Origin of the sequence: Chryseolinea soli (assembly GCF_003589925.1) — a bacterium.
GTDB classification, from domain to species: domain Bacteria; phylum Bacteroidota; class Bacteroidia; order Cytophagales; family Cyclobacteriaceae; genus Chryseolinea; species Chryseolinea soli.
This window is the reverse complement of the sequence record NZ_CP032382.1, coordinates 6932214-6957195: the sequence shown is the minus strand read 5'-3', so window position 1 is coordinate 6957195 and position 24982 is coordinate 6932214. Positions and strand designations below refer to the sequence as shown.

Here is a 24982-nt window from a genome sequence, read left to right as displayed (position 1 = left end):
GGAGGAAAACTTTTTGCCATGCTTATGGTATGGATTGCCTTTGGTGCTGGGAATACATTTGTGATAGATTTTTAACACAGCCTTTGAAAACGCATGTAACAAAGCAGTCATTTTTCTAACCCTTAAAATTTAACGATCATGAGTTTATTTCAAAAAACAGCGGCGCTGGTATTTCTGGCACGACTAAGACCCGGAGTGCATGATGCACTGATACCCCACAGCTCCAAAATGTCGGTTGGCACACGCAATGTGATGGCTTCTATGATAGTCAAAGCCATCACGAAGGAGATAACAGATGCTGTTATCGACAAGCAATTGAAATTGGCGGCAAAGAGCCTCTTTAAGGCGGGTGCAGAATCTATGGATTATGAAGATGACAACTGGTGTTTAACACCCATACACCCGCGCATACCTCCTCACCCGGTTGGCCCTCAACCTGAACCATGGTTTACGGACGGGATAAGGTTAGGAATCCCGGTTCCTTGGGCATGGGCGGACGAAGCGATGTTGAATCCACAACCTTTACCGCCGCATGAACACGCTTATTATGGAGCACTGTTAACGCTTTTAGCAGATGCGGTTTCTGTTAAAGACATCGCTGAAAGCTTGCGAGAAATCGGCCACGCTTTAATGAAGCAGGATTTTTCCGCAGATGAAAAATATGCGAATGATCCTCCCTACACGACTTTTGAAAAAAGCGTAATGTAAATTCTCTAATTAACTTAAATAAAATTGAAATGCATGATAATGTAATCGGTGAATCTAAAGACGCCAAGGTGCCGGCGGTAAAAGGCGACTATACCGGCACCGGACCGGAGTATGTTCATGATGGTGGCAAGGGTGTTCAGGGTCACAGTCAGAACGGATATGGAGTTCATGGCATCAGCGAGGTGGGGAGAGGCGTGGTGGCTGAAAGCGACTCCAACTATGGTTTAAGAGCCACGAGCAGAACACTCTCGGCGGCCCGATGCAGTTCAACGGAAGGTACGGGTGTAGAAGGTGAAGCCGGAGGTGCTGGGGATGGTGTTAGAGGTACAAGTAAAACCGGTAACGGCGTTCACGGGATAAGCGAAACGGGATACGGCGTAAAAGGTGAATCCAATAGCGGAAGGGGTGTGGCGGCCTTTAGCGATACCAACTATGGTTTAAGAGCTACCAGCAGAACGCTGTCGGCGGCCCGATGCAGTTCACCGGAAGGTACGGGTGTGGAAGGTGAAGCCGGTGGGGCGGGAGATGGCGTTAGAGGTACAAGTAAGACCGGTAATGGCGTTCATGGCATTAGCGAAACGGCATACGGACTACGGGGCGAATCGAATAGCGGCAGAGGAGTGGCGGCCTTTAGCGATACGAACTATGGCTTAAGAGCGGTGAGTAGAACATTGGCGGCCGCGCGATGCAGTTCTACCAATGGAAACGGCGTTGAAGGCGAAGCACGCGGGGCAGGAACCGGCATCGTAGGCACAAGTGTGACCGGCGTCGGAGTATTTGGAAAAGGCGGTAGACTCGCCGGACGATTTGAAGGTGACGTTGAAGTGACCGGAGATATCCGACTGACCAATGCAGACTTTGCCGAGGATTTCAATGTTATAGAAGATGCTGAGCCCGGCGAAGTCATGGTGTTAACGGCGACAGACACTTTGCAACCTTGCACGAAGGCGTATGATAAAAAAGTGGTGGGCGTCATATCCGGTGCCGGAAATTATAAACCGGGAATTATACTGGATAAACAAAACGATGATGCCGACAGAAAGCCAATTGCCATGATGGGAAAAGTGTATTGCAAAGTGGATGCAGATATTTCCCCTATCGAAACAGGGGATATGCTCACCACGTCGGCGATAGCAGGGTATGCCATGAAAGCAGTTGACCCTATGAAATCTTTTGGCGCGGTGATCGGGAAAGCACTGGCGCCATTGGCCGGCGGAAGAGGACTGATTCCAATTTTAGTTGTATTACAATAAGACTCAAGTTCAGTTATCTAACCGGCAGCGCTTGCGATGTATGCGCTGTCATTTAAACCGAATATCATGGCAACGCGATCAACCAGAATTGTATTCCACAATCAGACAGGATTTTCATTAACAAAAACCGAAGACGGTCTATCGCATGGTGATTGGACTGACCCATGGTATCCTGCCGATGTAATTAACCCAAATAGTGTGACGGAATGGAGATCAGAATCCGACGGTGTGGCAACGGGTACAGAGGGCTCGGCGAGATATGCTATCAACGATGGCCACGGCGCAAGTGTCTATGTACATTGGGATAACCCATTTTGGGGCTCCAATTCCTATCATCAGTTTACGGACGATACTTTTGAAGTATTTCACTCGGGTGGAGGTGGCGACGATGCTACGGTGGATTTTTTTTTATTGCGTTCCATTCCGCACTATGTTCCCTATTTTTTACCAAGCAAAAATGGATTCCATTTTGCGAATAGCTTTGGAGATGTGCCCTACTCGCTTCCACCCCTTCGAGGATCGGATCTTGACTGGAAATACGGAAATGCAAAAAACGGTCTCTGTGGGGGCATGGTGTATACTGTGAAAGACTATTACGAGTCGGCAGCAATCATTCCAGACCGTAGGAATCCGCCAATGGGCGAACAAGACCCGCTGTTTATTTACCTGGTGAACCGGTTATTCGATTCATTCGATATAGATGATATTAGTTTATACCTAAAATATATGAATCCGCTTTATCCGGACACAGACGAAAACATTGCCAATGCATTAGGCCTGGCAGATGGCCGGGCATTTATCATGGCCAATGTTGAATTTCCTATTATCCGGCAGGATATTCTCTCAGGAAAATTATCGCCTATGGGTTTGGTCATGATCAAGTCTCTGAATCCTGGCGATTTGGGCAGCAATCATCAGGTGATGGCCTACGGTTATCGAATGCGGGGTAATCACGTAGAAATTTATCTCTACGATCCGAATTCTCCAGATCGCGATGATATCAAATTATCCTTTAGTGCTTTCTCGACGGCAGAAAGAATTGACGTTACACACAATGTTAGTGCTGAAGGACCAATTTATTGTTTTTTCAGAACGAATTACGAGTATAAAAGACCGCCGGTCGATAAATTCAGCCTCAGACTTTTTGCAGCCAATCATCATTTTGATCCTCAATTTGGATTTAGAAATTTTAGTCCTCCTATTTCAGGTTTCCGAAGTTTATTTTAGTCAAAGCTACATTACTTCTTCATCACCTTTGCTCGAAATTGTCCACGCGAAGTCTCTGCCGTAAGAAATGTATAGGCCCGCGGGGAGCTGATTTTGCGTGTATAACATGCACGGCAACCGCGGCACACGCGGTCCCTTGGGTGATCTCCGGAATAATTTATATTTGTAGCCACAACAACCGAATAGACACCCAAAACCTGGACGAGCTGTTGAACTGTACATTCTGAATCAGACCGGGGAGAATCTTTTATGCATCGATATGTAATCGTACTTTTTTTTCTGGTGACCGTCGGTCCTGCGTTCTCTCAAAATACCAATTCCAGTTCCTTAAAATTACTTTCGTCGAGGATCACCAGGGGTCTTAGTGAACCTAGGAAGAAATTAGATGCTATATTTTATTGGGTTACCGACAATATTGAATATGATGTCGCGATTTATAGCAAATGGCTGTCCGGACATAATATGTACGAAGACTTCGACTTGAATTACCGGGACAGTATTGAATATAATGAAGCGGTTGCAAATGTCGTTGCTAATCGAAAGAAAGCAGTTTGCGATGGCTATGCCCGGCTATTCAAATCGCTGTGTAATCACGCAGGCATTCCGTGTGAAGTAGTAAATGGAATGGCCAAGGGAGTGATAAACGATGAGTTGCAGCCGCATGCTTGGAATGCAGTAAGACTCAGTGGCAAGTGGTATCTCATTGACCCTACATGGGCAAGCGGACATGTTACCGATACCTTTACGAAGGAGTTGGACATGTTTTATTACCTAACTCCCCCTGAGAAAATGTTTCTCAACCATCTTCCCGATGAACAAAAGTGGACACTGCTCGACAAGAGTTTCAATGCTGAAAGATTCAGTCAATCGCCCGTCGCAAATATTGAAGTGATTAAAAATGGACTTATCGACTACTATCCAAAAACTAAAACCATAATGCTTCGGCCAGGGGAATCCGCTACGGTCTGGTTACTCTTCGATAAATCACCATCCGATCTTGATATTGAGATCAGTGCGAAAGGGTGGCCGGAAACCCGTGCATCAAGACTTAATATTGAACTTACGGAAAAAGTAGCGGACAGTTTGTATAGGATTGATCCGGATTACTTCAAGGAGATAGAAAAAATTCAGATTGTCAGTAAAAAGGTAATTCAGAACAAAGTTGAGTTTGTTATTAAACCGCTGACGGATATTAAGGGGATTCAAATACACGTCGACTATGGATTTCCTGCATTGGTGTACGAAACATCAACCGCCAAGAAAGGTGTTATTATTCACTAACTGATCCATCTTAATGGATCGTCAGGCACGCCCCTCATTCACCAAAAACGTAAAAGCATTCACATCAAAAGGCTTCAGCAAAATATCTTTAAACCCCGCTTGCAACAATTTCCGCGTCCGCGAAGGTTCAGGATGGCAAGTGCAAGCCAGTGCGAGGAAATTGTTCGGGCAGATCGCTTTGAGGTCGCGGAGCAAGGCGATGCCGTCAAGGTCTTCGCGGAGCATGGCGTTGACTACGGCCACATCAAAGCCGCGGCTCATGGCGAAGGCCCGGGCCTCGGGTGCCGACGAGAGGGTGGTGACGTTGAAGCGCGGGGTGAGGAGTTTCTTGATGATGAATCGATCTTCTTTCAGGTCGTCGACCACTAACACGTGCATATGAACAATGCGATGGTTACGGGCACAAATGTAGCACGTTAATAAGAGATGGATGTTACGGTTGTTTGAAGATGGCGTGAAGAATGGCTTCAGACATTGACGAAAAAAACGTATATTGATCCATGCCCTCTCTCTCGGTTACGAATGGTCAGCACAAACGCTGGGTCAGGATCTCGCATTGGATCATCGCGATGAGTTTTGTCGCGCTGGTGTTTTCGGGCTATGAAATGCTGATGACCCACCCGCGGTTGTATTGGGGTGAAGTGGGCAACGACCTCACGCCGGCTTTGCTGGAATTGCCCGTCAGCCGCAACTATCATCATAACGGATGGACGCAACGTGAGTCCTTTTTCGACCGGCCGGGATCGCCCGTATCGGCAGGCCGCACCTACGACATTTTCAACCAGAACGGGTGGGGGCGAAGTCTGCACTTCCTCGCCGGATGGTTCTTGTTTGTCACGGGCGCAATCTATTTGTTAGCCGGGGCTTTCACGGGACATTTCCGGAAGCGGCTCCTGCCACGACGTGATGAATTTACATGGCGGTCGTTCTTGCGCGACGTGGGTGATCATCTGCGCATGCAGATTCCGAAAGGTGGTGGCCCCTATGGCCTCCTGCAGAAGTGTACCTATGTGACCATCGTGTTCTTCCTGCTTCCGCTGATGGTGGTGACGGGTGTGACGATGTCGCCGGCAGTGACGGCGGCGTATCCATTTCTGCTGAAAATGTTTGGAGGCGTTCAGTCGGCGCGGACCATCCACTTCTTTGCCTTTGTGGCCCTCGTGCTGTTTTTGGTGGTGCACGTAGTGATGGTGATCCGTTCCGGATTCAGACAACAAATGCGGGGCATGACCCTGGGAAAATAATGAAACAGCAACATCTCATCACGCGGCGCCGGGCCATCATCGCGGGGTTGACCTCGCTGAGCGGCATGTTGTTGCCCGCCTGTTCGCAACCTCTTCCGCCCACCTACGGCAACATCCTCCGCATGGGCGACGTGCTCACCTACAAGGCCCACCGGGCGCTGCTGCCGGGACAATCGCTGGTGAAGGAGTATGCCTATGGCGATATCTCGTCGTTCCCCGCCACGGGCACGATCGATCCCTCGGTGCATAGCGAGGCGTATGGTCCCTTTCTTAAAAATGGGTTTGGCGACTGGCGCTTGTCGGTCGAGGGGCGTGTGGCGCGACCGGGATTGTATTCGCTGGCCGACCTTCAGAAGTTTCCCATGCGCAAGCAGATCACACGTCACCTCTGTGAAGAGGGATGGTCGGCCATTGCCGAATGGACGGGTGTGCCGCTGAGCGTGGTGTTGCAACACGCCGGCATCCTGCCCACCGCACGCTTTGTGAATTTCGTGGCCTACGACGGCTACCGCGAAAGCATCGACTTGCTCGATGCCTTTCACCCGCAGACGCTCCTGGCCTATGGCATGAACGGCCGCGACCTTTCCATTCCCCACGGGGCGCCTGTACGCGCACGGGTGGAGACGCAGGTGGGGTATAAGAGCATTAAGTTTTTGGAAAGGGTGGTGGTGAGTGATGATTTTATTGACAATGGGGACATTGGGTGGGCTTGGTATGTGGGGATTTGAGGGAATTTTCAGGAGCCAGAATCCAGGAGCCAGGAGCCAGTAGGGTGTGAGTTTGTGAGGGTGAATATTTATGCGACGCATAGAGGTCATGCATTGGGGCTTTTAAAAAAATAAGCTTCCGGGGTTGAAATTGCCGCAAAAGGTGTGAGCGTTTTGGGGGTGTTGAAATGCAACATAGTTCAATCGGCTGTATCTTGGGCTTTGGTATTATGCTGTACCTTAACCAAAAAGCTATGCGTTATTTCCTTACGTTCCTGTCGATTGCTTTGATATATTCCTCCATCGACGCTCAGCCAAAATCTTATGCACAAGCCGGCGCGTTGTTGCAGCCGCGCATTTTTGGTGAGGGTGTTGTGAGTACGGGTGACTACGAATCTCATCCTGCATTTTCGCCGGGGGGTGATACGTTGTATTTTGTGAAGAGCGGTCCGGATATCAGCAAGTGGACCATTTGTGTTTCGTATTATAAAAATGGCGCGTGGGCCGCGCCTTCGATTGCTCCGTTCTCCGGGCAGTATATGGACGCCGATCCCTTCTTCACAAAGGACGGTAAGACGTTGTATTTCATTTCCAACCGTCCCCTCAAAGCCGGCGATCCTGCTAAAGCAGATATGGACATCTGGAAAATGGAGCGCACGAAGATGGGCTGGAGTGAGCCCGTCCGGATGGAGGCGCCCGTCAATAGCGATAAAAGCGAATACTATCCAACCTTAACCGACAAGGGCACGCTGTATTTCGGCTCGCGGAGAGACGGTGGGCTGGGAGGGTCGGACATTTTCCGGAGCGTGTTGGTGGATGGAAAATATCAGCAACCCGAAAATCTCGGCGAGGCCATCAACACGCCCGGGAGTGAGTACGAACCTTTTATTTTCCCCGACGAAAAAATCCTGATCTTTCTCGCCGCCCGGCCCGATCACCTTGACAACGCCGACCTGTATGTGAGCTACAACGAAAACGGAAAGTGGACACCTGCCGAACGATTGCCGGAGCCCTTCAACTCCGGGGTGACCGAGTTCTCGCCGAAGGTGTCGCGGGATGGTAAATACTTTTTCTTTGCGAGCTCGCGCAATAGAAATCCCGCCACCACGGCAAAACCTGAGACGGCTACAGAGATGGACAAGCGTCTGCACAGCGCGGGCAATGGGCTGAGCGACATCTACCAGGTCGATCTCTCGGCGCTGAATTTGCGCAAGCCGTAGCCCTTGGCTGCCGTCTTGCGTACACAAGTTACGGATCGTGTATAGCCTATATTGAACGTTTATAACCCCAGGCTTTAGCCTGGGGTTAGGGCAACCCATAGTATTTGCGCCACGCTCGCATCCTAATGTTTGTCTCGTCCTAAAATAAGTTTACAGATTTAACATCATTACTATTGTCGTGTTTTGATGTTGGAATGTGGATAACTCCACAAGAATACCTTTCAAAGTAATGTACTTTTGAGAGTTATCCATATTTCAACATCTTGAATGGATAATTTCAGGAGTCTGGTAGCCACAGCTCATATGAGGGCGTTCTTCATTATATAGCCTAACTACCAAATCCATTGTCATCTTGGCCTGATTCAAATTGTGAACGGAGTATTCGTTAAGGTACTCTTCTTTTAATATACCATTCACACGCTCAGCCAAAGCATTTTCATAGGGGTCTCCATTCTCTGTCATACTAATTTGAATCAGGCTATCCCGAAGCAACTGCGTGTATTGGCGACAGCAGTATTGCAGACCCCTGTCAGAGTGATGGATTAGGCTGATGGGCTTCGTCTGGATTGTACGTAGAGCCATTTTTAATGCTTGGACAGTTCCAGTAGCTTCCAGTGTCTTGGCTACATGATAGCCAATAATTTTTCGCGAATAGGCATCCGTAATCAAACTGATATAAACGTATCCACTATTAATTTTCCAATAAGTTATATCACTTACCCAAAGTTGGTTTACGCGATCTGGAATGCATTGCTTAATTAAATTAGGGTATTTATGGAAGTGGTGCTGGGAGTTTGTCGTAAATACCTTTCTCTTTTTCCGGACAACCAATAAGTTGTTGATTTCTAGCAACTTAAAAAATGCATCACGGCCCATTTTGATTTGGTGCTCGTGCAAAAAAGACTGTATCATTCGATAAATTTTTCTTCCTCCCATGCGAGGATGTCGGTCCCTAATTTTATATACCTGGCTCAATACAACTTTGAGCGTAGTCTGCTGAGAGTTTTGATGTTTGAAATGTTGATAATAAGCCTGAGAAGTTATACCAAGTAATCGACATAGCCGGATCAGGGCGATGTGTTTGTAACGCAACTTCATTTGATGGATTACTTGGTATCGGACTTTTTTTGGATGTCAATTTTGAGATCCTTCTCCGCTATCTGAATCATCCGTCTGTAAGCTTCTTCTTTTAGTCGGCTATCCTCCAGCTGCTTTTCCAGTTCTTTAATCCTGGCTGTTAGCGCCTGATCTGAGTCTTTTTTGCCCTTCTTCTTACTACCCATAGGTCGCAAATTTAAGGGTTTCCTTGGAACACGTTTTTTCTCGAGACCAAGCTGACGCATCCACCTCAATAACCGACCCTGATTTCTACTGCCCTTATCTATGAACTGACGCCAAAATTCATCTTTGCATCCACCTCTTGAATGATACAATTCGATTAGCCGCTTCTTTTCTTCGTCGCTTAAACGGGTCCACTTTCTCTTTTTAGTTCTCATTGCAGGTTTACTGGTTTAGTGTAAACCTATTTCAGGACAAGACAGTTAGCACGAATGTTCATGGCGCACCCTCACTACCTCTGGCTTCGAAGTGCAATTGGGGTCACTTGGCTCAAGGACATGTCACGCTCGATAGAGGGGCTCGTCACGACGGAGCCCGAGGCAGCGTGTGCGGGCGGTGCCATGAAACGTGAAGATCGATCCGACTTTCCTATGGCACCTTTTTCATTATGCCGATAACCCCAGGCTAAAGCCTGGGGTTAGTATGAATACATTGGCAAGTTATGCTATCAGCAATCTTAGTTTCTCCTTCCGGCAGCTTTTGAGTTGGCGTGGGCGGCTAGGCGGTGACGACAAAACCTTGTACCTTCGCTTTCTTAAACAGCAAAGCTTTGTCCACTTTTGTTTATATCCTTTCAGCCCTGGTGCTGCTGCTGGCCGCGGCGGCGATCTACTTGTGGCGCAAGTTGGCGCGGGCAGAAGCGCGGCGAGCGGCGGCGCAGGCCCAGTTCGAGGTGCTGGAACGGAAAGTGAACGGGCTGCAACTGGAAACGCTGGAGGCAAAACTGAATCCCCACTTGCTGCGCAACATTCTCAATTCCATTCAGTCGCACGCCTACCAAACCTATTTTTCGCTTCACAAACTTTCGAACGTGCTGGACTATTTGTTGTATGAGACGCGTCATCGCTATGTGACACCGAAAGAGGAAATTGAATTTGCTTTGAATCTGATCGAGATCAACAAGATCAAGGTGAGCCCGTTGTTTGAATTGAAGGTGAAAACAAAAATCGATGAAAGCGATCCCATGTACACCCAACGCGTGCTGGCCCCGCTCATTTCCATCGACCTGATCGAAAATGCTTTTAAGCATGCCGACCTGCAACGTGCTGACGCCTTTATTTCTGTGGTGTTCGAATTGAAGGACAATACTTTTTACCTGACCGTGTCCAACAAGATCTCCTCCAAGCCCAGCCTGTCCAAAGAAAAAGGCGGCATTGGTGCCGAGACGCTGGCGCAGCGGCTGCGCATTATTTACCAGGATGACTTTAAACTGAACCGGTTTGTGGAGAACGATACGTACATTGCCCATTTAAAGATAGACCTGCTTGAACACAAAGTTAAGATGCTTGCTGCTCGATGACGAGCTCCCGGGGCTGACCTACTTAAAGTTGTTGTGCGAACAACTGCCGGAGCTGGACGTGGTGCGGGCCTACAACAATCCCGAAATATTTCTAAAAGAACTCCCCACGCTGGCTTTCGACCTTTGCATTCTCGATATCGAAATGCCGGGCACCAACGGCCTGCAGATCGCCGCGCAGTTGAAAGGCAAGCCCGTGATCTTCACCACAGCCTACACCGAATTTGCCGCCGACGCCTTTGACCTCGATGCCGTAGACTATGTGCGCAAACCCATCACGAAAGAACGGTTGCAACAAGCGGTGCAAAAAGTGGGGCAGCGCATCAACAAGACGGAGCCCTCGAAAAACTTCGTGCAACTCAATACCGACAAAGGGAAAACGCTTTTATTTTTTGATACCATCGGCTACGTCAGCGCTTCCGAAACCGACAGCCGCGACAAATTTGTTCAACTTACGGACGGTCATACGCTTACGTTGAAAAATATTTCCTTCGAAAAGCTGGAAGGCTTGCTGCCGCCGGCGGATTTTTGCCGCATCAACAAAAAACAGATGATCGCTTTGAAAAGCGTTCAGTATTTTTCGCACGATCAGATCACCACGACGTTTGCCGACGCAGCGGGTAAATCCATCGCGCTCACGCTCAATGAAATCTATCGGACGGATTTTCTAAGAAAAGTAAAATTGTAAGCCCTTCACGGGATATCTTGTTTCGTTACATTTTTCTTCGGTTTCATTACATTCTGTGACCGGCGGTCTTCATTCTTTCCCCCTCTTTTTCATATTTGCACCCGGAAATGAACCACGCCACGGCGGTTCTACCGGACGTGTAACAAAGCGAGCATGAAGAAGTTTAGGAATATATTTTTTTACATCGGCATCATCGGCATTTTTTCGCTTTTGATGTACTGGATTGTGTTGGTGGGAGAGCAGCAGGAGGTGGGAAGAAATATCGTGGTGCGTGCTGCGGAGAGCAATCCCTGGGCTGAATTTGTCACCGCGTTGAGCCACAGCCTGCACCATCCGCTGGCGGTGTTGCTGGGCCAGATCGTGACCATTATCCTGTTTGCTCGCTTATTCGGATGGATATGCAACAAGATCGGGCAGCCTTCGGTGGTGGGCGAGATCATCGCCGGAATTGTGCTGGGGCCTTCATTACTGGGAATGTACTTTCCCGAATTCTCGGCGGCGTTGTTTCCGAAGGAATCGATGGGCAACATCCAGTTCCTGAGTCAGATTGGGCTGATCCTGTTCATGTTTGTGGTGGGGATGGAGCTTGACCTGAAGGTGCTGCGCAACAAAGCGCACGAGGCGGTGGTGGTGAGTCATGCCAGCATCATTATCCCGTTTGCGCTGGGGATGGGGTTGGCGTATTTTATTTACGAGTCATTTGCGCCCGAGGGCATCCAGTTTTCTTCCTTCGCTTTATTTATAGGCATCTCGATGAGTGTTACGGCCTTTCCGGTTTTGGCGCGCATTGTGCAGGAGCGGGGCATTCAGAAAACACGTCTGGGCACCGTGGTGATCACCTGTGCGGCAGCCGATGACATCACGGCATGGTGCATTCTGGCAGCGGTCATTGCCATTGTGAAAGCGGGATCGTTTGTCAGCGCCCTGTATATCATGGGGCTGTCCATCGGCTATGTGGTGGTGATGCTGAACGTGATCCGCCCGTTCCTGAAACGCGTGGGCGATCTGCATGCTTCACGCGAGAACCTGAGCAAACCGGTGGTCGCTATTTTCTTTCTCATCCTGGTGATTTCTTCTTACGCCACGGAGGTGATTGGTATTCACGCCCTGTTCGGAGCATTTATGGCCGGCGCGGTGATGCCCGAGAACATGAAATTCAGAAACATCTTCATCGAAAAAGTGGACGACGTCGCCGTCGTGCTGCTGCTTCCTTTGTTCTTTGTCTTTACAGGATTGCGAACACAGATCGGGTTGTTGAACGATCCGTATCTGTGGATGATCACGGGTGTTATTATCCTGGTGGCCGTTACCGGCAAATTCTTTGGCAGCGCGTTAGCTGCAAAATTCGTGGGACAAAGCTGGAAAGACAGCCTCGCCATTGGCGCCCTCATGAACACCCGCGGCCTGATGGAGCTCATCGTACTGAACATCGGCTACGACCTCGGTGTGCTCACGCCCCAGGTGTTTGCCATGATGGTGATCATGGCGCTAGTGACCACCGGCATGACCGGGCCTGCCTTGGACATCATCAACTTCCTCTTCAAGTCGAAGACCGCCGTGGTGGATGCCGAGGTGAGCCAGATCAGCAAGTTCAAGATCCTGGTATCGTTTGGCAACCCTGAGCGGGGACGGTCGCTGCTGCGGCTGGCCAATAGCCTGACGCGCAAACTCAACGGCAACGCGGCCATCACGGCTATGCACTTGTCACCGAGCAATGAATTGAATCAATACAATGTCGAGGAATATGAGAAGGAGAGCTTCTCGCCCGTCGTGGAAGAGTCACACCGGCTTCAACAAAAAATAACCACCTTGTTTAAACCCACCAACGACATTGACGCAGAGATCGCGGAAGTGGCCAACCGCGGCGACTACGACCTGTTGTTGGTGGGGGTGGGCCAATCCATTTTTGAAGGCAGCCTGTTGGGCAAGGTGCTGGGCTTCACCACCCGCATCATCAACCCCAACCGCCTCCTGAGCACGGTTACCGGAAAGGAAAAACTGTTCGACAGCTCCTCGTTCGATGAACGAACGCGGTCCATCCTAAACCGAAGCCATGTGCCCGTAGGCATCCTCATCGATAAAGAACTCGAAAAAATCGACCGCGTCTTCATCCCCCTGCTGGAGCCCCGCGACAAATTTCTGATCGGCTATGCCCAGCGCCTCATCAACAACGCCGAGGCTCAAATCACCATCCTCAATCTAAACGATGTCGCAAAACACGACGCCGAGATCCGCGAGTCCATCCGCGCCATCGAACAAAACGCCCCCCAACACATCCGCCTTTTACAAGACAAATCCATCGACAAAGCCTTCCTCGCCCAACAAGAGCTGGTCATCCTCAGCCTCGAAAGCTGGAAAAAACTCATGGAATCCCACAGCGAATGGCTCAACAACACATCGTCAGTGCTCATTCTAAAACCGTAATCCCTTTTTAACCCACCAAGGGCAACGCAACAAGAAAAGACGTGACCGTCGAAGTTTTAGTAAAGGAGGGCGTAGCTTTAGCGAAGGAGGGATAAAATGTATTTTTAAAAAAATCAGTAGCTTTACTTCGCCCCCTTAACCCAGAAGTAAATCGCTACACCAATGGAAACGCACCAAATCAACCTCTCTTCCTGCACCACCTATGTAGAATTACCCCCGCAGGAACTGGAGCGCCTCCAGGAGGGCGACACGCTCGCCATCCACTGGGAATCCTTCCAGACCATGCCCGGCTTTGTAGAGCCCCATCCCTACATCCTCTCCCGCACCGATATGGCCATCGTAACGGATGCCCTGGATAACCACCTGAAAGTTCTATTGGAAGTGAGCTTCCCGCTCAACCGCTACCTGCTCACCTCCGTCAAACCTATGGGCGCCGAAAGCCTGCAGGGATAAAAAATGATCATCAACTGTCGCTAACATTTCTAAACTACAACCCTATGAAACGAAGAGCCTTTATCCAACGCGCCAGCCTCGCCTCCATAGCAACGCTCACCATCACCACCGATCTGCTGGCCCGCAAAGCCGGCCCCGTCTATGGCCAAGGCAACATGAAGTTCACGCTGGACACCCAGTGGAGTAAAGCCGATCCGCTGAAAAATCCCGTGAACGATTGCCACGAAATGGTGCAGGACGCTTCCGGAAACATCCTGCTGCTCACCAACGAAACCAAAAACAACATCATGGTCTTCAACACCTCGGGCAAGCTCTTGCAAACCTGGGGACATGAATTCCCCGGCGGCCACGGCCTCACGCTCGCCGGCGACACCCTTTTCATCACCGACACCGTGAAGCACCAGGTCTACAAAGCCAGTCTGAAAGGAGAGCTGCTCCTCACCATCGACCCACCCCAGGAAGACAACCTTTATCCCAAAGCCGAACAATTCGTCCCCACCGAAGTGGCTGTTGCCGACAACGGCGACTTCTACATCGCCGACGGCTATGGCGCCCAATACATTTTACATTATGATTCCACAGGAAAACTGAAACACTATTTTGGCGGCAGGGGAGAAGGCGATGCTAAACTCGACAACGCCCACGGCATCGTGATCGACAAACGCAAAGGCAATCCCACGCTGTTAGTGACCGATCGCACGCGCAATTGTTTCAAACGGTTTTCGATGGAAGGAGAATTGATCGAGATCATTGCATTGCCTGGAGCTTGTGTATGTCGCCCCGTGATCAAAGGCGATCATCTCTTTGCCGCCGTACTTCGCTCACCCGACCTCGGCGCAGAGGGAACCGGCTTTGTCACGATCCTGGACAAGAACAACAAAGTGATCTCTAACATTGGGGGAACACCGCCCGTGTATGCGGATGGAAAATTGCAGCCCATGGCGCAAGCGGAAAAATTATTTGTCCATCCCCACGATGTATGTGTGGATAGAGATGGCAACTTGTATGTGGCACAGTGGGCGTCGGGAAAGGTGTATCCGTATAAGTTGAATCACGCATCATAGCGTGTCCATGCCGTATTTTTTCAACAGTCGTTGGTAGTAGTAGCTAACGATCGGCACCCCTGCCGCTTTCTCTGCCATCCGGAGTTTGTAGAGACCATAGGTTACATCGTAAATGAGTTCGTTGATCTCAAAGATGGCGAGGCGGGCGATGGCGCGCTGGGTCCCGGTATTGGCTACGAGGGTTTGCAAATCGTTTTGAATGCGCAGACGCATCTCCTCATCCATTTTTGCCGCCACATGCATCGATGATCGAGCCTGACCTGATTTCACCTGAATAACGATGGCCTTTTCCTGAAGGAAAAACGGGGCCACACGCAGTGCGCAAAATGAACTCTGCGAGGTGGTGTCCAGGAGGTGATCATCGAACATGCTGAGTAGCGAAACCGTGCAGGGGGGCAGGGGCTTGCGCGAATAGGCTCCTTCCCACAGCAGGAAAACAGAGTCGCCAAAGACCGTCGTGTGCGGGGTCGATGTTCTCGGGGCCGTGAGGACGACAATGGGTTCATAATCCGCTGCGTGGAAAGACTGCGGTTTTGCACTCGCCGATACGCTGTTCAAAGACATGGGCGAATAACTTCCGCTTCCCAGCTTTCGGGCGTAGCCGGTTTCCATCAGGATGTTGGCGTAACTTTCTTTTCCTCTGATAAGAAGATTTTTGCTGTCGTCGTATACCAACTGTCCGGCCGCTACGGGCTGTCCGCCGATGGTAACATCGCCCGAGAATGTGAGAATGGTAAGCTGCAGTTGCTTTTGCGCGACGGAGGGAAAGCATGCCAAAAGAAAGGCCAGGAGGAGGGTGTTTTTTAGTCGGCTATCCATAGTTCAATTGATTCTTTTATCGTCCACTGCCCGTTTTCTAGCTTCATCAGGGAACGCATGCCTGTGCTTGCTATTTGATAGTCAACTATTGCGAGCCGATTATTGCAAAGCACTATTCCTATTACCGTAGGTTGAGTCAAAATGGCACTCCAATCCCTATCCATGGTAGTTTTAAGGAGAGTATCTAAAAAGTTCTTCTTTTCATAATACTCTATTTCTTTCTCAAAGGTATTTACTTGGATGAAATTTTTTGCAACGCATTTATATTGATCCAGCATGAGCAAGGTTTTCACACCTTCAAATTTAATATCCGGTTGAAAGTTAAAAACAGTGTCGGTGTAAACATAGTCCAAATGGTTACTTAGAGAGTCAATGTCAATGTCACAACGGGTCGCATATGGGATCATATCCTGTATCAGAATAAATCTTGACCCGGTGAACCACGTTCGATTCCCCCACTCGACCCATCCAAATTTTGTATAGTCAAACGGATCAAACAGCCCTCGGTGAATTGAGTAAATGATTTCTGTGAGCGAATCCTTTTTTTGTGGCGCTTTTAATTGTTGTATGGAAGCTTTGTGCCAATCTTCCAGGAAATCAGTCAAGAGTTTGACTGATTTAGATTGATAGGCAATTTCAAGCGCCTTAGTTTTTTTTAGACAACTATTACTTTGGGCCACCAATGATGCACTTGAGAAAAACAGAGCTAGATATGTAAACAACCTTTTCATAAAAAAATTACGGCCAACGCCTGGTGATTTTATGGTGGTATACTTTAATCGATAGGCGCCAACATTGGCCTATTGCTCCTCCTCTAAATTAGGATCATTCATACGATTATCCAAGGATTGTAGTCTACCCCGATCTTTCGCGAGTTGGTAAGTATTTCCTCCTTTGCGCCTTTGGTCTCTGCGGTGAAGCTACCGCCGTCTCCGTTTTTTCTTCGGCGGCCCTGCTTTCCCTTGCCCCGAATCAAAGATCAGCCCAATCGAAAACTCCAACCCTGTCAAATCGATCTTCGCGTCATTATAAGAAACTTGGCGAGTCTCCAACGTAGTATTGCCACCGGTGAAGCTTCCGGTCATCGGGAATTTTGACTGGCCCATCAGGTAGTTGGTTTCCAAGGATACGCCCACTTGTTGGGTAACATAGACCGTCAGCTCTGCACCGGCGTGATAACCCCAGCCCGGTTTATTTTTGAAGCTGAAGTCGCTGTTCACGACTTGCCAGTTCATGTCTTTGCGTATAGCCCGGTCCAGGTTGCCGTAGTTGATTTTTTGACTGAAGCCGTAGAAGCCGAACGCGCCACCTTTGATGTCGAACTCGACGCGCGAACCTTTTAGTTGGATCACCAGCTCTACAGGCACGAGCACGGTAAAGTTCGGTCCCACGATGGCGTCTTTGGTTTCGAAGGGAAGGTCTTTCACGCCGAGGCCCGACATGCGATAGAGCGACCCACCCGTTTCGATGGCCAGGAACCGGTTGATGTCAAAGCCCAGGCCCCGGATGGAGAATGGGCTGATGGGCGTGGAGAAATAACCGTTCTTGGGAATGAAGTAAGAGAACGATAGCCCGAATTGTTGTGCCTGCACCGTTGAACACGCCAGCACAAAAAGGAAAGACAGTCCCCGCAGAAGTTTCATAAGTTTAGTTTTTAAAACGTTGATCCCGGGATCGGCCCTTTGAAATTTTGATCCCGGAATTTGTCCGGCAAGATAAGAAGCATTTACTTCTGCCATAAATTCTGCTTAACCTTGGCGTGAAACGCGCCAGCGTCTCAACCTAAACTGAAACCTAACGCACTATGCGGAACTCACTCTTCATCCTCGTCCTTGCCGCCGTCGCTTTTTCGTGTGGCAAAAAACAAACACCGGCCGATACCGTGATCCTCGGCGGAAAGATCTATACGATGGAAGACGCTCATCCCCAGGTAGAAGCCGTGGCGGTGACGGGCGACAGGATCGTTTTTGCAGGGACGGAAAAAGAGGCGCGCGAACGCATCGGCGAGAAGACAACGGTTATCAACCTCGAAGGCAAGACCCTCACCCCGGGCTTCATCGAAGGCCACGGGCACATTATGGGCGTGGGTTACAACGAGTTGAACCTCGACCTGATGGATGTGAAAAGCTTTGACGAGATCGTGGCCCGCGTGAAGGACGCCGTCAGCAAAGCGCAGCCGGGTCAATGGATCGTGGGCCGTGGATGGCACCAGGACAAATGGGAGGTGAAGCCCGGAAAAATGGTGAAAGGTTTTCCCCTGCACCAGGCCCTTAGCGCGGTGTCGCCCAACAACCCCGTGTTTCTCCAGCATGCCAGTGGCCACGCGGGGTTTGCCAACGCCAAGGCCATGGAGATCGCCGGCGTGAACCAGCTTTCGGTCGAGAAACTGAAGAAAGAACAAAACGAAGGCGGCGAGATCTTGCGCGACGAAATGGGCAACCCCACGGGCTTGTTCAGCGAACGCGCCCAATCCCTCATCACCGACCACTTCCCCGCCGCCAACCGCGAGACCGACGCGCGAGCCCTGGACCTGGCCTTGAAAGCCTGTCTGCGCAACGGCCTCACGGGCTTTCACGATGCCGGCGCGTCGCGCGAGAGCCTGGAGCTGTTTCACCAATTCAAAAACGAGGGAAAGCTGAGCGTGCGTCTCTATGCGATGATCGAAGGTCCCGACCGTAACCTGATCTATGAGTGGATAAAAAAAGGTCCGGAGATCGACACGACCGGTTGGCTCACCATACGGTCCATCAAGTTGCACTGCGATGGGGCGCTGGGTTCGCGTGGCGCATGGCTGCTGGCACCCTACACCGACCGCCCCGATTTTTCGGGGATGGCTACGTTGTCTATGGACACCGTGTTGAAGACCTCGCAGATCGCGCTACAGGCCGGCTTCCAGGTGTGCTCCCACGCCATCGGCGACCGGGCCAACCGCGAAGTGCTGGACCGTTATGAAAAAGCCTTTGCCGAAAATCCCGCGAAGGCGAAAGACCATCGCTTCCGCATCGAACACGCCCAACACATCGACCCAAAGGATTTACCACGCTTTGCCCAGCTTGGGGTGATTGCTGCCATGCAGGCCATCCACATGTCGTCGGACCGGCCCTGGGCCATCGACCGGCTGGGGGAGAAGCGGATCAAGGAGGGAGCCTACATGTGGCAGTCGCTGCTGAAGTCGGGCGCAAAGATCGTGAACGGTACCGACGCACCGGTTGAGCCGCTCAATCCGATCGCTTGCTTTTATGCTTCCGTCACGCGCAAGACATTGAAGGGTGAGCCGGAAGGCGGCTATGAGCCCGCTGAGAAAATGACGCGTGAACAGGCCTTGCGTTCCTACACGCTCGACGCGGCGTATGGTGCGTTCCAGGAAAACATGAAAGGCTCCATTGCTCCAGGCAAGCTGGCGGACTTTACAGTTTTTTCGCAGGACATCATGACCGTCCCGGAGAATGATCTTTTGAAGACAGAGATCGCGATGACGATCGTGGGAGGGAAGGTGGCGTATGCGAAGCCTTAAACAGCCGTCGCTACCCGAAATCAATGCATAACCTAATCCAGGAAACCAAGACGGCAGAACAGCCATAAAAAAAGGAAGGCGTTAACCTTCCTTTTTCATGTCTTATGTAAAAGCGAATTATACTTTCAAAAATTTCATGGCTTTCGTCTTCACCATATCGCGGTCGGCGGTGATGGTCGGGTCGCTGTAAACGTGTTGGGAAACTTCGGCTACCACGCCTTTCTTGAAGCCGAGTTTTTCGGCGATGTGTTCGCAGAAAACGATCTCGCTGCGGAATACCTGTCCGTCCATTTTCATGAGTTGGATGAGGTAGTAGAGATGTTCGAACTTCTCATCGTTGGTTAACGTATCAATACTGCCAATGGGTTTGGGGCTTGCCAGCATGGCGTCCACTTCTTCTTTGCTGATGCCGTTGGCTTTGCCGATGGTATGGATCAGTTTGGATTCGCGCGAGGCCACGTTGCTATCGCTGGCGGCGAGGTTGATCAGAACGTTTAATTCTGCTTTCTTGTCAAAAATCATGAGGCTCAGTTTGTTTTTGGAGTACAAATGTTAGAAAATGTACATTCATTTTTACTGTAAAATACGATGTTTTCGTACATCGACAAAATAATTTGCCACATCTGGCCGGGATGCAACCCTTATATTTGCGCCCGGTCTTTAGGTTAAATATCATTGCTATATGAAGAATTTATGGGCTATAATCTTACTTGTCGGGTCGACCACCCTAATCCAGGCGCAATCGCAGACCCGCGCCTTGGGTAGTTTTTCGGGTGTGAAGGTGGCCGAAGGTGTCGACGTCTACCTGACCAAAGGTGATAAGGAAAGTGCGCGGGTGGAAACGGACGGCGGCATCAGGCCCGAAGACGTAATGACGGAGGTCTCGGGGAGTTACTTGAAAGTGCACATGCGCGATGGAAATCACGGGAGCCGCCACGGCACCGTGAAAGTATATGTCACCTATGTCAAGATCGACAAGCTATCGGCCAGCTCGGCCGGCAGCATCTATTCCGAGGGCACTATCCAGGCTTCCAACCTGGAGATCAGCACGTCCAGCGCCGGTAACGTAGAAGTGACGGTGAACGCCGAAAGCGTGGACATCAGTGCTTCGAGCGCCGGTGAGGCCGAAATAAAAGGCAAGGCGAAATCCCTCAACGTTGACGCCAGTAGCGCCGGGGAAATCGACGCCTACGACCTGGAAGCCGAGGACGTGACCGCAGGGGCCAGCAGCGCCGGCTCGATCCGCATCAATGTGACCAACGCCCTCACCGCCAAGGCCAGCAGCGGCGGCAGCATCCGCTACCGCGGCAACCCCAACAAATCCATAACCGACTCCAGCAGCGGCGGCTCGGTGAAGAAATCCAGCTAGAAAATATTCAAAAATCCATACCATAACGCTAACCTTCTAACCGGGGGTTAGCGTTATCTTTAGGTATGGTCTCCACCTATTTCACGGCCGACAAACACTTCTGGACCATCCTCCTGGTGATCCTCTTTCGCTATGTTTTCCTGGCCTCGCTGGGCTTCCTGCTCTATTATGTGATCTTCCGGAAAAAGGTCTTCTACAAAAAGATCCAGCAAAAGCTGCCGGCCAACGGCGACTACTACCGGGAGATCGGCTACTCCCTCATCACGGCCGTTGTCTTTGCCCTGATCGGCTATGGCGTGTTTGGCACCCCATTCGTAAAATACACCCAAACCTATTGGAAGATCGGCGACTATGGCACGGGTTATTTCATCTTCAGCATCTTCCTGATGATCCTCTTCCACGACGCCTACTTCTACTGGACCCACCGTTGGATGCATCGCAAAAGCGTCTACAAGATCGTCCACCGTGTCCACCATTTATCGACCAACCCATCCCCGTGGGCGGCCATGGCATTCCACCCGATCGAGTCGGTCATCGAGGGAAGTGTCATCGCTTTTATTGCGTTCCTGTTCCCCGTGCATCCATTGGCCATCGCCATTTTTCTGTTGTTTATGATGGTCTATAATGTATATGGCCACCTCGGCTATGAGCTTTACCCGAAAGGATTTTCAAAAAGCATCGTTGGAAAATGGATCAACACCTCTGTGAACCACAACCTCCACCACCAAACGTTCCAAGGCAACTACGGACTCTATTTTCTCTGGTGGGACCGTTGGATGGGAACGCTTCAGCCTGCCTATGATGATCGCTTTGACGAGGTGAAGAGTCGTAGGGTAGAAGCAAATTGACAGTGTCCTAGCTATTGGCAGGGGATTGGTCCACGCTATTTACCGGGCTGATCTCGTCCGGTGTTGGGGACGGCGACGAGGAGTTGTCTTGCCCTTGCTTCTTCAGCTTCCACAGCCAATACAATCCACCCAACGGTATGCCCACCGAAACGACGGAACCCTGATAACCCATGGTACTCACCGATATACCCAAGAGGAACTGGAAAAAAAGTAATTTAAAGGAAACGACACTCATCGCCGAATAAGTAATGGTGGGTGCATTGAGCAGGGCTACGGCCAGATATTTTAACCATTTTCGATTCCATGTGCTTCTTTTGATCTGCACGATCACGTAAATATTGAACGCGGGAATGGTGAGCGCCAACAAGACAATGGCCCAAAAGGGAATCATACTGGGGATGTCTTTTGGTTTGCCTGAAATGTTGATGTTCAGGATCTTTTTAGACGTATCATCAAAGAGAATCCGGAAGACCCCAAATTTTTTCTGGTTTGCAAACTGAACAAAAGCCACGGTGGTATGGGGCGGTGTGTTTTCGCTGGCGTTGGTAGAGAATTTCTTCTCCGCCGTCACCAGGCTATACGTCAGTTCCGTCCCGAAGCTTTCAACCAACACATTCCGGAATTTCGCCAAGCCAGCTTTCAGCGTGTCCGGGTTGGTGTTCCTGGCCATCTCATGATCCAGGGCCATGTATTCCAGGCTTTTATCATAATTCCCCTGTAACAGACAGTTAACAAAGCCCTCCGTCGTATCGGTGTAATCGAATGCATTTCTGATAAAATCACAACCGGAAAACACGAAAGCAATGAGCGACAAGAAGAAGATCCGTTTGGCCAATTTCATAGGACAGGACAGGTATAATCGCGAAATATAATGATTTTGCCAGATGGAAAGCCATTCACAAAAACAGCCACACCACCAAAAGACTCCGATCCCCCGTAACAAAAACATAACACCCGCTAAGCAAGCACCCTAACCCCACGGTTTGCTCAATCCTCCCTCACGACACCCAAACTCCTGACCACAAGCGACTGGCTACTGACTACTGACTACTGGCTACCGAATACCGAATCCCACATACTGGCTCCTGGATTCTGGCTCCTGAACCCCCCGCTCCCGACTGCCGAAACTCCCAAAAATCCATCCTGCCCCTTAAAAAATAACCCCAGCGCAAACGTGTTCTTAACAAAAAATTAAAATTGTGGTTGCGTTTTTAACGGTGTCTCGAAAATTCCGATAGATTTGGAAACAAATAGATCAAAATTACAACCACCTATGGCGCATTTACGATTCGATGCTCTAAAGAAACTGAGCGAACGTACCCCAGTACATGTAGACATGCCCGGCCCCAATGTTTCCAAATTCTATGGAGAACTTGTTTTCGGCTCGGAGCAGATGCGTGGAACCCTGGCTCCGGCAGTATTTAAAAAAGTAAGCCAGGCCATTAAGAACCACGAAAAAATTGATGAAGCAACCGCCGACGCAGTAGCCTCTGCTGCAAAATCCTGGGCGATGGCCAAGGGTGCGTCGCACTTCACCCACTGGTTCCAACCCATGACGGGCGGAACGGCCGAGAAGCACGATTCGTTCTTCGACGCACTTTCCGGCATCGAAAAATTCAAAGGCAGCGAGTTGGTTCAGCAAGAGCCCGACGCTTCTTCTTTCCCCAGTGGTGGTATCCGCAGCACGTTCGAAGCTCGCGGCTATACGGCCTGGGATCCTACGTCGCCCATGTTCCTCTATGGCACAACGCTGTGTATCCCAACGGTCTTCGTATCCTACACCGGCGAGACCCTGGATGCCAAAGCACCCCTCTTAAAAGCATTGAAAGCCGTTGACCTGGCCGCGGTAAAAGTTTGCCAGCTCTTCGACAAAGACATACAACACGTCGTGGCTTCCCTGGGAGCCGAGCAGGAATATTTCGTAGTAGACAAAGCGCTGTTCGATGCCCGTCCCGACCTGGTGATGGCAGGCCGTTCGGTGTTCGGTCATGCGCCGGCCCGTGGTCAGCAAATGGAAGATCACTATTTTGGATCGATCCCTCCCCGCGTTTACGAATTCATGAAAGAGTTTGAGATCGAAGCCTGGAAGTTGGGTATTCCCGTGCGCACACGTCACAACGAAGTGGCTCCCAGCCAATTTGAAGTAGCGCCCCTGTTCGAGGAAGTGAACGTGGCCAACGACCACAACCAATTGATGATGGATGTGATGATGCGCGTAGGCGAGAAGCACAACCTGAAGATCATTTTCCACGAAAAACCTTTTGCCGGTCTCAACGGATCCGGTAAACACAACAACTGGTCGCTGATCACCGACACCGGTGTCAACTTATATGCGCCCACCAGCAGCGCCCGCGACAACCTCATGTTCCTCACGTTCTTCATCACCACGATCAAGGCCGTACACGAACACGCCGACCTGCTGCGCGCCAGCATCGCTACGCCGGGTAACGACTTCCGTCTCGGAGCCAACGAAGCACCGCCCGCCATCATGTCCGTATTCATCGGTTCGCAAATGACCGCTGTGTTGGATGAGTTGGAGAAAAAAGGAAATGTGAAGATCGAGAAGGGCGACAACATGTATATGAAGCTGGGCATCGATCAGATCCCCGAGATCATCCTCGACGCCACCGACCGTAACCGCACCTCGCCATTTGCCTTCACTGGAAACAAGTTCGAGTTCCGTGCCGTAGGGGGAAGCGACAACTGCGGAACGGCAATGACCGCCCTTAACACGATCGTGGCCGACCAACTCGAAAAATTCTTCGAAGCCGTATCGAAAGAAATCGAAAAAGGCGAAGAGAAGAGACTGGCCATCGTGAACGTGCTGCGCAAATACATCAAGGAATCCAAAGACGTTCGCTTTGAAGGCGACGGCTATTCGGAAGAGTGGGTAAAAGAAGCAGCCAAACGCAAGTTGGGCAACGTGAAGAACATGGTTCACGCGCTCGATGCTTACACCACCAAGAAATCGGCCGAGCTGTTTGAGAAGCACGGCGTGATGTCGCACAAGGAGAACGAAGCCCGCGTGGAGATCAAGCTGGAGTCCTACATTAAACGTGTGCAAATTGAAGCCCGCGTGATCGGCGACCTGGCCATGAACCACATCGTGCCCACCGCCATCAACTATCAAACCAAGCTCATCGAGAATGCCAACGGTTTGAAAGGACTTGGTGTGGACAACAAGACGGTGGTTCAAACGATCAAGGAAATTTCCGGACACATCGATACCATCAAGAACAACGTACGTGCCATGATCGAAGAGCGCAAGCGCATCAACAAGATCACGGACACACACAAACGCGCCATCGGCTACTGCGACGACATCAAGGAGAAATACTTCGAGGTGATCCGCGATGCCGTAGACAAACTGGAATTGCTGGTGGACAACGAAGATTGGCCATTGGTGAAATACAGAGAATTGTTGTTCCTCCGCTAGTACTCGAATAACTTTTCGATACCTGAACCTAGACCTGTAGATTGAAAAACGGATCCCTTACCAGGATCCGTTTTTGTTTTTTTAAGGCGCTC

General features: G+C 50.3%; 24 protein-coding genes. 16 read left to right on the top strand and 8 right to left on the bottom strand.

Annotation, left to right across the window (positions count from 1 at the left end; translation table 11 throughout):
• Positions 1–138 precede the first annotated feature (138 nt).
• The 4 genes from D4L85_RS28925 (at position 139) to D4L85_RS28910 (ending at position 4469) form a co-directional block, all read left to right on the top strand.
• Complete coding sequence (locus tag D4L85_RS28925; protein ID WP_119757608.1) at positions 139–708, top strand: hypothetical protein; 570 nt, start codon at positions 139–141, stop codon at positions 706–708.
• Between the two features lie 29 nt (positions 709–737).
• Positions 738–1961 (top strand): hypothetical protein, encoded by a 1224-nt coding sequence (locus D4L85_RS28920; RefSeq protein WP_119757605.1) that lies wholly within the window; start codon positions 738–740, stop codon positions 1959–1961.
• A 66-nt stretch (positions 1962–2027) separates the two neighbouring features.
• Entirely contained in the window at positions 2028–3188 is a 1161-nt protein-coding gene (locus D4L85_RS28915) for a hypothetical protein (protein ID WP_119757603.1), read from the top strand.
• Positions 3189–3437: 249 nt separating this feature from the next.
• Positions 3438–4469: a transglutaminase domain-containing protein gene (locus tag D4L85_RS28910; RefSeq protein ID WP_119757601.1), complete on the top strand. Its 1032-nt coding sequence runs from the start codon at positions 3438–3440 to the stop codon at positions 4467–4469.
• A gap of 21 nt (positions 4470–4490) precedes the next feature.
• Here the strand turns inward: D4L85_RS28910 and D4L85_RS28905 are convergent, their stop codons facing one another.
• Complete coding sequence (locus D4L85_RS28905) at positions 4491–4847, bottom strand: response regulator (RefSeq protein WP_119757599.1); 357 nt, start codon at positions 4845–4847, stop codon at positions 4491–4493.
• Positions 4848–4969: 122 nt separating this feature from the next.
• Between D4L85_RS28905 and D4L85_RS28900 the strand changes: the two genes are divergently transcribed.
• The 3 genes from D4L85_RS28900 to D4L85_RS28890 all read left to right on the top strand — a co-directional run bounded on the left by D4L85_RS28900 (position 4970) and on the right by D4L85_RS28890 (position 7640).
• Positions 4970–5713, top strand: coding sequence for a cytochrome b/b6 domain-containing protein (locus tag D4L85_RS28900; protein WP_119757597.1), 744 nt, complete (start codon positions 4970–4972; stop codon positions 5711–5713).
• A complete protein-coding gene (locus D4L85_RS28895; RefSeq protein ID WP_119757595.1) occupies positions 5713–6441 on the top strand; it encodes a molybdopterin-dependent oxidoreductase in 729 nt (242 codons plus the stop codon). The genes D4L85_RS28900 and D4L85_RS28895 overlap by 1 nt, the downstream gene beginning before the upstream one ends.
• Before the next feature lie 233 nt (positions 6442–6674).
• The gene (locus tag D4L85_RS28890; protein WP_160144070.1) at positions 6675–7640 is read left to right on the top strand and encodes a PD40 domain-containing protein; all 966 of its coding nucleotides are present in this window, start codon (positions 6675–6677) and stop codon (positions 7638–7640) included.
• A gap of 255 nt (positions 7641–7895) precedes the next feature.
• Here the strand turns inward: D4L85_RS28890 and D4L85_RS28885 are convergent, their stop codons facing one another.
• A complete protein-coding gene (locus D4L85_RS28885; protein ID WP_119754285.1) occupies positions 7896–8738 on the bottom strand; it encodes an IS3 family transposase in 843 nt (280 codons plus the stop codon).
• Positions 8739–8746: 8 nt separating this feature from the next.
• Positions 8747–9136, bottom strand: a complete 390-nt coding sequence (locus D4L85_RS28880; RefSeq protein ID WP_119754284.1) for a hypothetical protein — start codon at positions 9134–9136, stop codon at positions 8747–8749.
• 392 nt (positions 9137–9528) lie between these two features.
• On the opposite strand from D4L85_RS28880, the gene D4L85_RS28875 reads away from it, so the two are divergent.
• The 5 genes from D4L85_RS28875 (at position 9529) to D4L85_RS28855 (ending at position 14904) form a co-directional block, all read left to right on the top strand.
• A complete protein-coding gene (locus tag D4L85_RS28875; RefSeq protein WP_119758989.1) occupies positions 9529–10278 on the top strand; it encodes a sensor histidine kinase in 750 nt (249 codons plus the stop codon).
• Complete coding sequence (locus D4L85_RS28870) at positions 10244–10963, top strand: LytR/AlgR family response regulator transcription factor (protein WP_119757590.1); 720 nt, start codon at positions 10244–10246, stop codon at positions 10961–10963. Before D4L85_RS28875 ends, D4L85_RS28870 begins: the two co-directional genes overlap by 35 nt.
• A gap of 153 nt (positions 10964–11116) precedes the next feature.
• On the top strand, positions 11117–13387 hold the full coding sequence (locus tag D4L85_RS28865) for a cation:proton antiporter domain-containing protein (RefSeq protein WP_119757588.1): 2271 nt from the start codon (positions 11117–11119) through the stop codon (positions 13385–13387).
• 162 nt (positions 13388–13549) lie between these two features.
• Positions 13550–13840, top strand: coding sequence for a hypothetical protein (locus D4L85_RS28860; RefSeq protein WP_119757586.1), 291 nt, complete (start codon positions 13550–13552; stop codon positions 13838–13840).
• A gap of 44 nt (positions 13841–13884) precedes the next feature.
• Positions 13885–14904: an NHL repeat-containing protein gene (locus tag D4L85_RS28855; RefSeq protein WP_119757584.1), complete on the top strand. Its 1020-nt coding sequence runs from the start codon at positions 13885–13887 to the stop codon at positions 14902–14904.
• Here the strand turns inward: D4L85_RS28855 and D4L85_RS28850 are convergent.
• The 3 genes from D4L85_RS28850 to D4L85_RS28840 all read right to left on the bottom strand — a co-directional run bounded on the left by D4L85_RS28850 (position 14899) and on the right by D4L85_RS28840 (position 17366).
• Positions 14899–15723 carry a hypothetical protein gene (locus D4L85_RS28850; protein WP_119757581.1) on the bottom strand — a complete coding sequence of 275 codons (825 nt, stop codon included), beginning with the start codon at positions 15721–15723 and terminating at the stop codon, positions 14899–14901. The two genes, D4L85_RS28855 and D4L85_RS28850, sit on opposite strands and share 6 nt — an antisense overlap.
• Positions 15708–16454, bottom strand: a complete 747-nt coding sequence (locus D4L85_RS28845) for a hypothetical protein (protein WP_119757579.1) — start codon at positions 16452–16454, stop codon at positions 15708–15710. Before D4L85_RS28845 ends, D4L85_RS28850 begins: the two co-directional genes overlap by 16 nt.
• Positions 16455–16643: 189 nt before the next feature.
• Positions 16644–17366, bottom strand: a complete 723-nt coding sequence (locus D4L85_RS28840; RefSeq protein WP_160144069.1) for a hypothetical protein — start codon at positions 17364–17366, stop codon at positions 16644–16646.
• A gap of 161 nt (positions 17367–17527) precedes the next feature.
• Between D4L85_RS28840 and D4L85_RS28835 the strand changes: the two genes are divergently transcribed.
• The gene (locus D4L85_RS28835; protein WP_119757574.1) at positions 17528–19237 is read left to right on the top strand and encodes an amidohydrolase; all 1710 of its coding nucleotides are present in this window, start codon (positions 17528–17530) and stop codon (positions 19235–19237) included.
• A 117-nt stretch (positions 19238–19354) separates the two neighbouring features.
• Here the strand turns inward: D4L85_RS28835 and D4L85_RS28830 are convergent, their stop codons facing one another.
• On the bottom strand, positions 19355–19759 hold the full coding sequence (locus D4L85_RS28830; protein WP_119758988.1) for a TerB family tellurite resistance protein: 405 nt from the start codon (positions 19757–19759) through the stop codon (positions 19355–19357).
• Between the two features lie 160 nt (positions 19760–19919).
• Here D4L85_RS28830 and D4L85_RS28825 point away from each other — a divergent pair, with 160 nt between their 5' ends.
• Together D4L85_RS28825 and D4L85_RS28820 are read left to right on the top strand one after the other, a co-directional pair.
• A complete protein-coding gene (locus tag D4L85_RS28825) occupies positions 19920–20606 on the top strand; it encodes a head GIN domain-containing protein (protein WP_119757572.1) in 687 nt (228 codons plus the stop codon).
• A gap of 65 nt (positions 20607–20671) precedes the next feature.
• The gene (locus D4L85_RS28820) at positions 20672–21454 is read left to right on the top strand and encodes a sterol desaturase family protein (RefSeq protein WP_119757570.1); all 783 of its coding nucleotides are present in this window, start codon (positions 20672–20674) and stop codon (positions 21452–21454) included.
• A gap of 7 nt (positions 21455–21461) precedes the next feature.
• Here D4L85_RS28820 and D4L85_RS28815 read toward each other — a convergent pair whose 3' ends face one another.
• Complete coding sequence (locus D4L85_RS28815) at positions 21462–22295, bottom strand: hypothetical protein (RefSeq protein ID WP_185154861.1); 834 nt, start codon at positions 22293–22295, stop codon at positions 21462–21464.
• A 432-nt stretch (positions 22296–22727) separates the two neighbouring features.
• Between D4L85_RS28815 and D4L85_RS28810 the strand changes: the two genes are divergently transcribed.
• Positions 22728–24890 (top strand): glutamine synthetase III family protein, encoded by a 2163-nt coding sequence (locus tag D4L85_RS28810; protein WP_119757568.1) that lies wholly within the window; start codon positions 22728–22730, stop codon positions 24888–24890.
• The last annotated feature ends 92 nt before the right edge of the window (positions 24891–24982 follow it).

Coding starts and splice junctions, on each gene's coding strand:
- D4L85_RS28880 (WP_119754284.1), bottom strand. CDS start 9,136: ATGAGAACTAAAAAGAGAAAGTGGACCCGTTTAAGCGACGAAGAAAAG.
- D4L85_RS28815 (WP_185154861.1), bottom strand. CDS start 22,295: ATGAAATTGGCCAAACGGATCTTCTTCTTGTCGCTCATTGCTTTCGTG.
- D4L85_RS28830 (WP_119758988.1), bottom strand. CDS start 19,759: ATGATTTTTGACAAGAAAGCAGAATTAAACGTTCTGATCAACCTCGCC.
- D4L85_RS28840 (WP_160144069.1), bottom strand. CDS start 17,366: ATGAAACTTCTGCGGGGACTGTCTTTCCTTTTTGTGCTGGCGTGTTCA.
- D4L85_RS28860 (WP_119757586.1), top strand. CDS start 13,550: ATGGAAACGCACCAAATCAACCTCTCTTCCTGCACCACCTATGTAGAA.
- D4L85_RS28855 (WP_119757584.1), top strand. CDS start 13,885: ATGAAACGAAGAGCCTTTATCCAACGCGCCAGCCTCGCCTCCATAGCA.
- D4L85_RS28820 (WP_119757570.1), top strand. CDS start 20,672: ATGGTCTCCACCTATTTCACGGCCGACAAACACTTCTGGACCATCCTC.
- D4L85_RS28915 (WP_119757603.1), top strand. CDS start 2,028: ATGGCAACGCGATCAACCAGAATTGTATTCCACAATCAGACAGGATTT.
- D4L85_RS28885 (WP_119754285.1), bottom strand. CDS start 8,738: ATGAAGTTGCGTTACAAACACATCGCCCTGATCCGGCTATGTCGATTA.
- D4L85_RS28925 (WP_119757608.1), top strand. CDS start 139: ATGAGTTTATTTCAAAAAACAGCGGCGCTGGTATTTCTGGCACGACTA.
- D4L85_RS28895 (WP_119757595.1), top strand. CDS start 5,713: ATGAAACAGCAACATCTCATCACGCGGCGCCGGGCCATCATCGCGGGG.
- D4L85_RS28890 (WP_160144070.1), top strand. CDS start 6,675: ATGCGTTATTTCCTTACGTTCCTGTCGATTGCTTTGATATATTCCTCC.
- D4L85_RS28825 (WP_119757572.1), top strand. CDS start 19,920: ATGAAGAATTTATGGGCTATAATCTTACTTGTCGGGTCGACCACCCTA.
- D4L85_RS28835 (WP_119757574.1), top strand. CDS start 17,528: ATGCGGAACTCACTCTTCATCCTCGTCCTTGCCGCCGTCGCTTTTTCG.
- D4L85_RS28910 (WP_119757601.1), top strand. CDS start 3,438: ATGCATCGATATGTAATCGTACTTTTTTTTCTGGTGACCGTCGGTCCT.
- D4L85_RS28850 (WP_119757581.1), bottom strand. CDS start 15,723: ATGGATAGCCGACTAAAAAACACCCTCCTCCTGGCCTTTCTTTTGGCA.
- D4L85_RS28810 (WP_119757568.1), top strand. CDS start 22,728: ATGGCGCATTTACGATTCGATGCTCTAAAGAAACTGAGCGAACGTACC.
- D4L85_RS28900 (WP_119757597.1), top strand. CDS start 4,970: ATGCCCTCTCTCTCGGTTACGAATGGTCAGCACAAACGCTGGGTCAGG.
- D4L85_RS28920 (WP_119757605.1), top strand. CDS start 738: ATGCATGATAATGTAATCGGTGAATCTAAAGACGCCAAGGTGCCGGCG.
- D4L85_RS28845 (WP_119757579.1), bottom strand. CDS start 16,454: ATGAAAAGGTTGTTTACATATCTAGCTCTGTTTTTCTCAAGTGCATCA.
- D4L85_RS28865 (WP_119757588.1), top strand. CDS start 11,117: ATGAAGAAGTTTAGGAATATATTTTTTTACATCGGCATCATCGGCATT.
- D4L85_RS28905 (WP_119757599.1), bottom strand. CDS start 4,847: ATGCACGTGTTAGTGGTCGACGACCTGAAAGAAGATCGATTCATCATC.